At 33.1% G+C, this 13,154-nt stretch carries 10 protein-coding genes and 5 pseudogenes; 10 read left to right on the top strand and 5 right to left on the bottom strand.

Features of this window, described 5'->3' with window-relative positions; genetic code table 11:
- Nucleotides 1–218: 218 nt before the first annotated feature.
- On the bottom strand, nt 219–1,034 hold the full coding sequence (locus tag ABLV90_RS02490) for an ROK family protein (protein ID WP_460872076.1): 816 nt from the start codon (nt 1,032–1,034) through the stop codon (nt 219–221).
- Nucleotides 1,010–1,417 carry a winged helix-turn-helix transcriptional regulator gene (locus ABLV90_RS02485; RefSeq protein ID WP_460872075.1) on the bottom strand — a complete coding sequence of 136 codons (408 nt, stop codon included), beginning with the start codon at nt 1,415–1,417 and terminating at the stop codon, nt 1,010–1,012. Before ABLV90_RS02485 ends, ABLV90_RS02490 begins: the two co-directional genes overlap by 25 nt.
- 158 nt (nt 1,418–1,575) lie before the next feature.
- Here ABLV90_RS02485 and ABLV90_RS02480 point away from each other — a divergent pair, with 158 nt between their 5' ends.
- The 8 genes and pseudogenes from ABLV90_RS02480 to ABLV90_RS02445 all read left to right on the top strand — a co-directional run bounded on the left by ABLV90_RS02480 (nt 1,576) and on the right by ABLV90_RS02445 (nt 8,817).
- The gene (locus ABLV90_RS02480) at nt 1,576–2,904 is read left to right on the top strand and encodes a PTS sugar transporter subunit IIC (protein WP_427706125.1); all 1,329 of its coding nucleotides are present in this window, start codon (nt 1,576–1,578) and stop codon (nt 2,902–2,904) included.
- 13 nt (nt 2,905–2,917) lie between these two features.
- Nucleotides 2,918–3,815, top strand: a pseudogene (locus ABLV90_RS02475) (haloacid dehalogenase-like hydrolase).
- A gap of 30 nt (nt 3,816–3,845) precedes the next feature.
- Nucleotides 3,846–4,166: a PTS sugar transporter subunit IIB gene (locus ABLV90_RS02470; RefSeq protein ID WP_427706129.1), complete on the top strand. Its 321-nt coding sequence runs from the start codon at nt 3,846–3,848 to the stop codon at nt 4,164–4,166.
- Nucleotides 4,167–4,176: 10 nt separating this feature from the next.
- On the top strand, nt 4,177–4,503 hold the full coding sequence (locus ABLV90_RS02465; protein WP_460872074.1) for a PTS lactose/cellobiose transporter subunit IIA: 327 nt from the start codon (nt 4,177–4,179) through the stop codon (nt 4,501–4,503).
- 242 nt (nt 4,504–4,745) lie between these two features.
- Nucleotides 4,746–6,690, top strand: a pseudogene (locus ABLV90_RS02460) (BglG family transcription antiterminator).
- Between the two features lie 14 nt (nt 6,691–6,704).
- Complete coding sequence (locus tag ABLV90_RS02455; RefSeq protein ID WP_460872073.1) at nt 6,705–7,145, top strand: PTS sugar transporter subunit IIA; 441 nt, start codon at nt 6,705–6,707, stop codon at nt 7,143–7,145.
- Nucleotides 7,146–7,150: 5 nt separating this feature from the next.
- Nucleotides 7,151–7,435, top strand: coding sequence for a PTS sugar transporter subunit IIB (locus ABLV90_RS02450; RefSeq protein ID WP_069817825.1), 285 nt, complete (start codon nt 7,151–7,153; stop codon nt 7,433–7,435).
- Between the two features lie 23 nt (nt 7,436–7,458).
- Nucleotides 7,459–8,817, top strand: a complete 1,359-nt coding sequence (locus ABLV90_RS02445) for a PTS ascorbate transporter subunit IIC (RefSeq protein WP_460872071.1) — start codon at nt 7,459–7,461, stop codon at nt 8,815–8,817.
- A gap of 116 nt (nt 8,818–8,933) precedes the next feature.
- On the opposite strand, the gene ABLV90_RS02440 is transcribed toward ABLV90_RS02445, so the two are convergent.
- On the bottom strand, nt 8,934–9,293 hold the full coding sequence (locus ABLV90_RS02440; protein WP_460872070.1) for an MmcQ/YjbR family DNA-binding protein: 360 nt from the start codon (nt 9,291–9,293) through the stop codon (nt 8,934–8,936).
- A 191-nt stretch (nt 9,294–9,484) separates the two neighbouring features.
- Here ABLV90_RS02440 and ABLV90_RS02435 point away from each other — a divergent pair.
- Nucleotides 9,485–10,980: pseudogene (locus ABLV90_RS02435) on the top strand (glycosyltransferase).
- A gap of 70 nt (nt 10,981–11,050) precedes the next feature.
- Nucleotides 11,051–11,915, top strand: a pseudogene (gene galU / locus ABLV90_RS02430) (UTP--glucose-1-phosphate uridylyltransferase GalU).
- 59 nt (nt 11,916–11,974) lie between these two features.
- Here the strand turns inward: galU and ABLV90_RS02425 are convergent.
- A complete protein-coding gene (locus ABLV90_RS02425) occupies nt 11,975–12,301 on the bottom strand; it encodes an MFS transporter (RefSeq protein ID WP_460872069.1) in 327 nt (108 codons plus the stop codon).
- A gap of 191 nt (nt 12,302–12,492) precedes the next feature.
- Nucleotides 12,493–13,141, bottom strand: a pseudogene (locus ABLV90_RS02420) (MFS transporter).
- Between the last annotated feature and the right edge of the window lie 13 nt (nt 13,142–13,154).

Below are 13,154 nucleotides of genomic sequence, written 5' to 3'. Positions count from 1 at the left end.
TTAAAATAGAATATCACAGTTATATCTAGTGCGCACCGCTTTTTCAAAAAAGGAAAAAATTAATAATTTAAAAAGTTATTTTTATTTAATTTTTGTGAGGGATAAAAATTTTTATAGATAATACTTGTCATTAAGAAGTGTTAGAAATCAAAAAAGAAGGCGGAAGACAAAAAATCCTCCGCTATCTCTTTTATCGAACTATTATATTTTGACATAACCTATAATTCTGACCAAATTAAATGTTGGTGGATGGCAAGGGCACAGGCACCTTTGGCCCCATTAATGGGGTGATAAACTTTCATTTGAAAATCAATTTCACCTAATCCACCGTATAAGTTTTGATAACTTAAATATTCTTTTAAAATGACATCTGTAATATCATTGTTAAATAATGGACCATGCAAATAAATTTTATTAGTATCTACTAACATGGTTAAATTATTGAGCGTAATTGCGACTGCACGCATAGCATCTTTGATAATTTGTACGATGCCACTATCGCCTAAACGATACGCTTCTATAACAGTATCTAAAGTTATATCATTTGAGTCTGCTACTAAACTTGTGAGATATGTGCTTTGAGCACTTCTATAAATAACTTTAGCTTTATTTATAATATTCATACCACCTAAATAGTTTTGTAAGCACCCTCTACGACCACATTCACAGCGTTCACCGTCTGGATGGATGATGGTATGTCCGACTTCCCCTACAGAAAAATTGGAAACTCCATATAAATTACCACGGTACATACTAGATGAAAAAATCCCTTTTACAGCATGGAAGAAGATGAAATTTTCGCCATCATTTTCTGATGTAAGTAAATGTTCATATAGACTCATACAATGTACGTTATTTTCTAAAAATACAGGCAGGTCAATACGAGAAAGTAAATTTTTCAAATCAAAACCGGACCAATCACTATTCGAAGCAATTTGTTGATCTATTTCATCAAAGTGACCTGGTAAAGCAATGCCAACTGCTTGAATATTATAAGCCGCATGTTGTTTTAAGAAATGATTAAGTTCTTCCAATATAAAGTTTGGAGTGATTTTTTTAAGAATTGTGTTGTAGTAATATCAATCATATTCTGATCAACGATATTGCCAAGATTGTCAGTTAAACATAACGTTACAAAATCTCTGGCTAATTCAATACCAACATAGTAATTATATTTATTACAAATTGTAAGTAATATTTTTTTGCGTCCTGATGTTTTTTTAGTGTCAATATCGTAATGATCAACTTCAATATCCGTAGATTTAATGAGATTATCTTGTATTAGTTCTGCGGTTACTGCAGTTGTTGTTGCTGGTGTAATTCCTGTATTTCTTGCTATGTCAACTCTTGATATAGGGCCACGTACGTATATTTCATTTAAAATTTGGCCACGTATCATCCGCTGTTTATTTGTCATGTTTGCTTTCATTTTTATCACCATAATTTCTTAATACTCTTATTATTATATTAAAAATAAAAAGTTGCAACTATATTGACACATAATTGATTATAAATTATAATTAATCAAAAACATTGAAAGCGTTTTCAAAATCGAATCTACGATGGGGTGTTGATGTGAGTAAATTTAATGACGCATTAGAAAAACATTTGTTACCAGTCGCTTCTAAATTGGGATCAAATAAAATTTTGATTTCAATGAGGGATGGCATTATCGTTGCAATGCCTTTGATTATTATTGGTTCATTATTTTTAGTAATCAGTGGTATTGCGATACCAGGCTGGATAGAGTGGCTAGAAGCACAGGGGATTCAACCATATTTAATGAAAGCAGTGAATGGGACATTCGGATTAATGGGACTAGTTGCAAGTTTTGGTGTCGCCCATAGTATTGCCCGGCAATATAATACAGATGGGGTTTCAGCCGGTATTATTGCGATGTCAGCATTTTTAGTTGTCACACCGAATGTAATGACTGGAGATAAAGTACCTGAAGAAGCAATACCTCAAATATATATGGGAAGTCAGGGTTTATTTGTAGCACTTATTATTGGTATTATTTCAGGGTTAATTTTTCAGTGGTTTATCAATAGAAACATTAGAATCAAAATGCCAGATCAAGTGCCGCCAGCAGTCGCACAAAGTTTTAGTGCATTAATACCTGGGGCAGCGATTATCATATTATGGCTTGCTGTATATATCGCATTGGATAATTTACCGTTTGGCAACATCCATGAATTAATTGTTAATACATTAGGCGTACCGTTAAGTCTGATGGGAGGAAGCTTGATCGGTACCATTATCTTAGTTGGTCTTAATAGTGCTTTTTGGTTTGTTGGTATCCATGGTGCAAACGTAGTAAATGCAGTTATGCAACCAATTTGGTTGAAAAATATTGATGAAAACCGTCTAGCATATCAAGCCAATCCACACGGAGACTTACCGCATATCATAACGCAACCATTTATTGATAATTTTGTATTTATGGGTGGTGGCGGCTCAACAATAGGTCTAGTCATCGTAATTGCGATATTAGCTTTTAAAAAACGTTCCAGTAAAATCACAAAAACGATGGCACCACTTACTTTAATGCCGGGAATATTTAATATTAATGAACCAACATTGTTTGGTTTGCCTGTTGTACTTAATGTGAGATTAATTATTCCATTTGTATTAGCACCAATGATTAATGCGACGATAACGTATTTCGCAATGTCGAGCGGGATTGTGCATCTCACCAATGGGACGGCGATGCCATGGACGATACCACCTATCATCAGTGGATTTTTAGCGACAGGGCATTATAGTGGTTCATTGGTTCAAATTGTATGTATCATTATCGATATTTTACTCTATTACCCATTTTATAGAGCAATGGAGAAATATAATTTATATTTAGAAGATAAAGAAGTAAACGGAAAAAAAGAAACGGAAGAACCAAAATAAAGGAGTAGATAATATGGTTAAGAGATTATTAAGTGCTAATGCCTCAGAAATAGTGAAAATGACGGCCGAAGAATTAAAACAAAGTATCAAAGCAAGTGATGGTCGCGTTGTTTTAGCAGAGAATGTTGTTACGCGTACACCAGTCATACCAGACATAACAAATGCAGAACTATCACGTGCATTCGGAGCAGATTTGATTTTATTAAATGGATTAGACGCGTTCAATCCTAAAGTAGAAAATATAGATGAGAAAAAACATGTCATTAAAGAATTAAGACGTCTTGTTGCAAGACCTATAGGTGTCAATTTAGAACCAGTAGATGAGCAAGCGAGCATGGCAGAAGAAAAATTAAATATTGCTAAAGGACGACAAGCAAGTTCGAAAACAGTAAAAGCTTTAGAAAAATTAGGCATAAACTTTATTTGCATGACAGGTAATCCAGGTACTGGCGTATCTAATGAAAAAATTGTTGGTGCAATTGCTGAGACAAGAGCAAATTTTTCAGGATTGATTATAGCCGGAAAAATGCACAGTGCAAGTGTAGATGAACCTGTAATTACTAAAGCATATGTTGAAAAATTTATTGATGCAGGTGCTGATATTATTTTAGTACCATCTATTGGAACAGTTCCAGGATTTGATGAAGCACAATTAAAAGACATAGTGAAAGCAGTCCATCATCATGGTGGTTTAGTCATGTCAGCAATAGGGACAAGTCAAGAGAGTTCTGACGCCAGTACAATTAGGGACTTCGCAATTCGAAATAAAATATGCGGTGTGGATATTCAACATATTGGTGACGCAGTGCTATGGCGGTTTAGCTCCTGTAGAAAATATTTTTGAATTAAGTAAAGCGATACGTGGACAACGCCACACATTATCCATGATAGCGAGATCAATTAACAGATAGGGTATAGTAATAATAAATGGAGGGAATTATATGGCAGAAAAAACAATAATGCTTGTATGTGCAGCTGGAATGAGTACAAGTATGTTAGTTCAGAAAATGCAAAAAGAAGCTGAAAAACAAGATTTAGACCGTGAAATATTTGCAGTCTCAACGACAGAAGCGGATCAAAAAATTGAAGATGCTCAAGTAGATGTTTTGTTATTAGGTCCACAAGTCCGTTTTAAAAAAGATGAATATACTAAAAAATGTACAGACAAAAACATACCTGTAGAAGTCATTGAAATGACAGATTACGGTACGATGAACGGCGCAAACGTATTAAGTGCGGCGGAACGTTTAATGAGCGAATAGGGGTGGAACAATGACTGAAGAAGAGAAGAATTTGGAATTTGCAATGTCGCTCATTGCTTATAGTGGTGATGCTAAAAGTCATGCGATGGAAGCCATATTTGCAGCTAAAAAAAGTGCGTTTGATGAAGCGGAAACGAAACTGAAACAAGCTGAAGTCGCTTTGCTTGAAGCACATCATGTACAAACGAATATGTTAACAAAGGAAGCACAAGGTGAACATATCAATTTGACGCTGTTAACAGTGCATAGTCAAGACCATTTAATGACAGCAATCACTTTTAAGGATATTGCCCAGGAAATGATAGATTTATATAAAGAAGTAAAAAATAATAAATAATTGTATGATTTGTTATGGTATTGAATCAATGTCAGCAAAAGATGTAAAAGTTTAATTACTTTTACATCTTTTTTGTTTTGAAAAATAAACAAAGAAGTATCAAATTAGGTCTATGCATTTTATAATTTAAAAATAGTATTTTTTATTTAGATGTGCAACTTTTCGTATTGTGAGACGAAATAGATTACACATCCACACGTACAAGAAAGCGATTACAATATAACTGTAAGGAGGTTGCCGATGTGTTAAGCAAGAGACAACATCATATATTAACGTACTTACTTGAACGTGAAGCCTTTGTTCAAATTCATAATTTAGCAACACAGTTCAATGTATCTGAAAGAACAATACAATATGACCTTGAATACATTGAAACTATGGAAGATAAATTAGATTTAACGATTCATCGGAATAAATATGAGGGGATAAAGATTACAACGACAGCGCTTCAGTTGGCAACATTAGAGCCAAAATATACGGGAACATCGATGCATTATTCAAAGAAAGAACGCATATTATATATCACTTTGAAGTTGTTTGAATCGATTGAACCCACATCATCCCAAGTATTAGCAACATTGGTTTCAGTAACACGTCGTACAATTGTTGAAGATTTAAAAAATGTTCAATCTTGGTTAGAAGAAAACGATTTGTTTCTTGAGTACAAGAAAAATAAAGGGTTTGTAATTCAGGGTGAGGAAAATGCTTATCGTAAAGCCTATGCCACACGTGTACATGAATATTTTCAAACGCACACACATCACATGGGTCATCAACTTTTTTCGAATAAAGAGTTAGAACAAATTCGTTTAACAGTAACTTCTATATTATTAGATGCAAAATATCAATTAGTTCAAAGTGCAATTGATGGATTGATTTATCACATTTTGATTGCGCTTCATCGTACAAATGAACATTTTGCCTTCGATATACCTGATAAAGAGTATGAAAAGCTCGCTAAAACAGAGCAATTTCATATTGCACTTAAAATTAAAGAAAAATTAGAAGCTATTTTTCAGATTGAATTTCCAAAAAGTGAAGCAGCTTTTATTACTTTACATTTATTGGGTGCTAAAACGTCAGAAGTGAATGAACTCAATCAACAAATAGGCGATTTAGAGATATTAACAGAACAATTGATTGAACGTATGAGTGGTGAGTTAGGACTAGATTTAATGTCTGATAGCAAATTAGCAAATGGTTTAATCGTACATTTGAGACCTGCAATTCATCGATTGAAGTTTGATATGACGCATGCGAACCCTTTAAATAAGGAAATCCATACGCAGTATCACCATATTATAGAAGGAATTAAAAGGCATGTATGGGGCATTGAAGAAAATTACCAAATACACTTTACTGATGATGAATTATCGTATATCACATTGCATTTTGCTTCTGCGATTGAACGGATTTCAGCAGTGACCACAAATGCCATTAAAGTCGTGTTACTTTGTGGATCAGGTATAGGAACATCTCAATTATTAAAAAGTAGGATGGATCATATTTATCCAGAATTAGAAATTGTAGATGCTTATTCTATATATGAAATAGATGAAGTAATGCTAAAACATGAAGGTATTGATTATATCATTTCTACGGTTCCTTTTGAACAAGCAAGCGTACCAGTAATTAGGGTTTCGCCATTTTTAAATAAAGACGATCGAAAGCAATTAAATGAAATTATTAACCATTCAAGAGAGCGATATGTAAATGATGTTAAAGGGTTAGGGCCAACGTTACAAGAAGTATTACCACAATCTCGAATATTGACACAACAGCAAACACTTTTAAGAAATGATGCAATTAGACAATGTGTATCACCGCTTGTAAATGATCAAATCGTAGATGAGGCCTATGCTCGCTGACATTATTGAACAATTAGATGCATTTGGACCTTATATGGTAATTAGTCCTCATATTGCATTGATTCATGCTAACCATAAACATGTTAAACAACCTGTGGGATTTAGTTTAGTTCATTTTAAAACGGGTGTGATCTTTAATCATCAGCAATATGATCCAGTGCATATCATTATTACATTAGCTACGGAGCGACCGCAGATACATTTAAATGCTTTGCGACAATTTAGCGAGCTAATCATGGAGGAAGCAACGAGAGCAACACTGTTTTCTGGAAATATAGCAGATATCATGTCATGTATTCGTGATGTAAGTCAACATTAATAAGGGGGATATAAATGAGTCCGGAAATTTTATCATCGGATAAAGTACAGATACGAGATCGAGTGGATGATTGGAAACATGCAATTCGTGTTGCATCTGAACCTCTGCTAGAACAAGGGTACTTTAAACAACAATACATTGAAAAGATGATTTATAGCGTAGAAGAATTAGGGCCCTATATTGTAATAGCACCTGAAATTGCAATAGCGCATGCTAGACCGAGTGATGATGTTAAAAAAATAGGATTAAGTTTATTGAAATTGAATCACCATATTAACTTTTCTGAGAACGGACATCATGCGTCTCTCGTGTTTGTATTAAGCGCTGTTGATAACGAGGGACATTTAGAAATTTTAAGAAATTTAGCAACAATCTTAGGGGATTCGAACACAGTTAATAAATTATTAGCGACAACAGACATTGATGAAATAATAAATATATTTAAAGGAGAATGATGAAAATGAAAATTTTAGTTGTATGTGGTCACGGTTTAGGAAGTAGCTTTATGGTGGAAATGAATGCACAGGAAGCTTTAAAAAATTTAAATGCACCATCAGACGTTAAAGTTGAACACAGTGATGTCATGTCTGCAAGCCCTGATATGGCAGATTTATTTATTTGCGGTAGAGATTTAGAAGAAAATACAAAGCACTTAGGGGACGTTATTGTTTTAGATAACATTCTAGATAAAGAAGAGTTACAAAATAAATTGAATGAGAAATTAAGTGATTTGAACATTTTATAAATTAGAAGTAAGGGGGCAACGTTATGAAACCTATCCTAGATTTTATCGTTGATATTTTGAGTCAACCTGCTATATTAGTTGCTTTAATTGCTTTAATAGGTCTAATTATGCAGAAAAAATCAGCCACTGACATCACGTCCGGTACGATTAAAACGATACTTGGATTTTTAGTGTTAAGTGCAGGGGCGAATGTTGTAACACAATCATTAGAACCATTTGGAAAAATATTCCAACACGCTTTTGGCGTGCAAGGTGTCGTACCTAATAACGAAGCGATTATTTCAATTGCTTTAGAACAATATGGCACAACAGCAACATTAATTATGGTATTTGGGATGATTGTTAATATCATTATCGCACGTATTACGAATTTGAAATATATCTTTTTAACAGGTCATCATACATTTTATATGGCAGCCTTTTTAGCTATATTACTGTCAGTAGGTAATATCACTGGGACATTGACAGTAATCACAGGATCTATTATTTTAGGATTGATTATGGCTATATTACCAGCGTTAGCACAACCAACAATGAAGAAAATAACTGGGACTAACCAAGTCGCTTTAGGTCACTTTGGTACGATCAGTTATTGGGCAGCCGGAGAGATTGGAAAGTTATTTAAAGGAAAGTCTAAATCAACAGAAGAAATTAATTTTCCTAAAGGCTTGAGCTTTTTAAGAGAAAGTACAATCAGTATTTCATTAACAATGACATTACTCTATTTTGTGGCGCTGTTATTTGCGGGTCCAACCTTCGTACATACAGAAATTAGTGACGGTCAAAACTTTATTGTATTTTCACTGATTCAAGGGGTTACTTTTGCAGCTGGTGTGTTTATCATATTAACGGGTGTACGTTTAATATTGGCTGAAATCGTGCCGGCGTTTAAAGGTATTTCTGAAAAATTAGTACCTAACACAAAACCAGCATTAGACTGTCCTATAGTCTTCCCTTATGCACAAAATGCTGTATTAATTGGCTTTTTTGTCAGTTTTATAGTTGGGGTCTTGGGCATGTTCGTCTTATTCTTATTTGGTGGGGTAGTTATACTTCCAGGTGTAGTAGCTCACTTCTTCCTTGGGGCAACGGCTGGCGTATTTGGTAACGCGCGTGGTGGTATTAGAGGTGCAATAGCAGGTTCAGCATTAAATGGCTTGTTAATTACATTCTTACCACTGCTGTTCTTGCCATTCCTAGGTGAACTTGGTGGCGCAGCAACGACATTCTCAGATACAGATTTCTTAGTTGTAGGTATCGTCTTTGGTAATATTGCGAAATATCTAGGGCTTATCGGTATCGCCGTTTTAGTCTTAATCTTAGCAATGGCAGCAATTTTATTACAAAAACGTACGAATCAAAAAGAAGCAGAGGAACAGTAAAATTAAATAATTAAAATAAAACAGGTGAGCATCTTATAAATTAAGGATGCTTACCTGTTTTTTTATGTCAATTTAGTATGAAGTCTTATTAAAAATAATCAATGAAACTGTAAAAGTTAATTTGTTAGCTCATAACTTTCTGCTATTAAATCTTTAATATGATTTATAGAGTTAATCTCATTTAAATTGATACTTATCCAATTGGATTTATCCATGTGATAGGCTTTGTAAAATCCTTCTTTTTTTCTTAAAGGTCCAATAAATTCTTGTCTGATTTTCAAATTTAATACATCTATTTCATCAGAGCCATTTAACCCTAATTTGTCTTGAGCAATATTCATCACTAAAGCAAACCATTTTTTGTTAGCTTTATGTCTTAAAGCCGCAAAATTCGAATAAGTTTTCCAAGGGTAATCTGGTTTCACATCATACTTACGATTTACATAATTAAAAACTTCTTCCCTATCTAACATCATTTCACCTTCTTAATCATTATCTTCCCGATTTGTTTTAATTTAATCTCTAGCGAAATTCATTTTTGTTAGTTTACAATATAATTGTTCATTATATTAAATTGTAAAATGAAATTAAATAACAATTTAAATACATATGATTTATGTGGTACAATATTGATATTGCAAGTGAAGATATCGGGGGAATGTTATAAATGTTGTACACAATTACATCAACATTACCACCAGTTCATGGTGGAAGAACGAAAGCGTTATTAAATAGAATTCAATTAATGCATAATGATTTAAATGAAACAAACACAATATTAACGACAAATTATAATCCTAACTATTATGACGTTATTAAATCATTTGTGGAAAATAATAAATTAAATGCTCAAATTAGAGTAGAAAATATTTATGATTGGCTATCTGATTTTAAGTTATTATATAATCCACACGCTAATAGTGACACAATAGAATATCATGAAGTTGAACGGGATATTGAAGGATTAACAAGTGAAATCAGAAAGAATAATAGGGATGTCGTTCGTTATTATGACGGCGATACATATGTTCTATATAGAAAATTCAGAACAGGAAGTAATATTTTAGAATTCGAAGATTTTATGACGCCTTATTGTAAAAAAAGAGTAGAGAGACATCAATATAATACTTATGGAGAATTGCATAAAAAAGTTTATTTTTCCACTAAAAATTATGGGAAAATTGCAGAAAAGTTCTACGATAGAGAAGGTTATAAATATTGTGAAAAGTTTTTTGCTGATGATGAGAACACAACACTATTATTAGTTCAATTATATAAAGAGGGTAAACATTTTAAAGCATTTGAAAATGAAAAACAGCTTTTTCAATATTATTTCCAAAACCGTTTAAAGGATGGAGATATTGTCTTTAATGACGCCAGACTTTTAGACGGAGCATTACTACAACAAACGAATAATACTAAAAATGTGTTGGTTTTTCACAACTCACATTTAGACGGCAGTAATGTAAAAAATTCCTATAAATATGCACTTACAAATTCAGAACGTGTCACTAAATATTTAGTGTTAACGAACCATCAAAAAAAGATATACAAAATTTATATTCTATTGATGATGACCGTTTTGCTGTAATTCCCCACTTTATTGAAGTAGCGGAGCCTTCTCGTGAACCTTCAAGTTTTAAAGATCAATTTATCTATATAGGTAGATTTGGATTACAAAAACAATTAGACCATCTTATAAAGGCGTATAAATTATTTCGTGAAGCAGGTTACACAAGTAAATTAGTATTATATGGAAAAGATGAAGCGGATCAATTAAAAATGATTAAAGATTTAATAAATGAATATGCTTTAAATGAGTACGTTGAGATTAATGATTATACATCCAATCCATTAGCAGAATTTAAAGCTTCAAGAGCATCATTATTAACAAGTGATTTTGAAGGATTTGGCTTAACAATTATGGAAAGTATAGCAGTTGGATGCCCTGTTATTTCGTATGATGTTAAATATGGCCCCCGAGAAATAATTGAAAATGGACAGAACGGATACTTAGTCGAACCTAATAATATTTCATATTTTGCAAAAAGCATGATGAAAATTGTTGATGAACCACTTAACAACGTAAAAAATAATGAACGATTAAAACATCAAACAGCAATTGATAATTATGCTGAATTATTGGAGCAACTTAGACGATAGAAATTAAGCAAATATTAAAATTACAAAACGCAAAATGTGGATCTGTGTTTAGATATAGAGGAGAAAATTTATGCAAATTAAAAAAGCGATTATACCCGCAACAGGTTTAGGTACAAGATTTTTACCAGCAACAAAGGCCATGCCGAAAGAAATGTTGCCAATATTAGATAAACCTACGATTCAATATATAGTTGAAGAAGCAGTGAATGCTCGGTATAGAAGATATTATTATAGTTACAGGTAAACATAAAAGAGCAATAGAAGATCATTTTGATAATCAAAACGAACTTGAAATGATACTTAAATCTAAGGGCAAAACAGACTTATTAAATGCAGTACAATATTCAAGTAATTTAGCTAATATGTTCTATGTAAGGCAAAAAGAACAAAAAGGTCTAGGTCACGCGATATGGTCGGCGAAACAATTCATTGGTAATGAACCTTTTGCGGTATTATTGGGTGATGATATTGTGAAGTCAAATACACCAACAATTAAACAATTAATGAATCAATATGACAAAACTGGTAAACCAATCATTGGTGTGCAAACAGTGAATGAAAGTGAAACACACAGATATGGTATTGTGGATCCATTAGAATCAAATGATCGATTATTTGGTGTTCGACAATTTGTAGAAAAACCTGAAAAAGGCACGGCACCATCAAACTTAGCGATTATGGGACGTTATGTATTAACACCAGAGATATTTGATTATTTAGAAAGCCAAGAAATAGGTACAGGTGGGGAAATACAATTAACAGATGCAATTGAACGGTTAAATAGTGACGATTGCGTTTATGCTTTCGATTTCGAAGGAAATCGCTATGATGTTGGTGAGAAATCAGGATTTGTCAAAACAACAATACAGTTTGCTTTAGATAATGAAGAAATGTCTGAAGATATAATTGATTTTATTAAATCACTAAATATATAATATGAATAAAGCATAAAAAAATCTCAACCAACATTGGTTGAGATTTTTTGGTTATTAAGTTATTTAACTTCGTTTGGTACGTCTTTCGGCACGTTTTTGGCCTGATATGTTTTTTTATATTCTTCACTTGCATGCTGCATTGGTATTAAATAAAGTGCTAAGGCAGCTATTAAACCTGGAATAGCAAAAGCGATAAAGTACAACGGCATAGGTAATGCAAATGTGAGTAAAAAGCCACCCATTAGTGGTCCAATCATTCCGCCGACTCTCCCAATACCAGAAGCTGTACCTAGCGCTGTGGATCTAATATAAGCTGGGAAATATTGCGATACGAAAGCTTGAACGAGATTTTGTGAACCTATGGTAGCAGCGCTCTGCGATTGCAATTAAGATATAAATAACAAATATATTAACATCTTTACCTAAAGACAATAGAGATAAAGAGATAGCGCCAGCAATGTATAATGGCACAAGTAGTTTTTTGGAACCAAATTTGTCGCATAGTCTTCCGATTATAAGTGTTCCAATGATTGCTCCAACTTGTAATACGATTAAAAATACTAAACTAGAATTTAATTCATATCCAAGCACGCATCATTAAATTTGGTAGCCATGTATTTAAACCAAAAATCATTAACAAACAGCAAAAGAAAGTTAACCAAAATAAGACTGTACTGAGCGCCCGATTTTCTTTAAATAGGTCCATTAAAGGCACTTTAGTAGTAGAAACTTCGATATCTTTTATCGTATCGTTCATAGATATGTTAAGTTTTGGATCAATTTTTCTTAATGTATTTACTGCTTCTTTTTTCCTATTAGTACGATTTAAATAACTAAAAGTCTCAGGTAATTGTTTAAGTAAAAAAGGTAGTGCAAATATAGGTAAAATTGCTACCCAAAAGATTGAACGCCAACCTCCGATAGGCATTAATGTTAACCCTAATACTGGTGCAAGAATACCACCAATTGAGTAGCCACATAACACAATTGAAACTACAAGATTTTTCATTCTTTCAGGTGCAAAATCAGTTGCTAGTGCAATGACATTAGGCATGATACCCCCCAAACCTAAACCTGCTAAAAAGCGATAGATGCCAAACTGTGTTGTATTTGCGAGCAAACCCACAAAGACATGTAAATAAGCTGAATAAAATCAATGTGATTGCTATGACATTTTTTCTACCAATACGATCAGCTAAAATGCCAAAACCTATAGCCCCAAACATCATACCGAATAGG

The sequence above is a fragment of the Staphylococcus sp. 2S1 genome (genome assembly GCF_046721335.1).
Taxonomy (GTDB): Bacteria; Bacillota; Bacilli; order Staphylococcales; family Staphylococcaceae; genus Staphylococcus; species Staphylococcus equorum_A.
The sequence above is the reverse complement of the archived record's forward strand: the minus strand, read 5'-3'. Positions and strand labels throughout refer to the sequence as shown.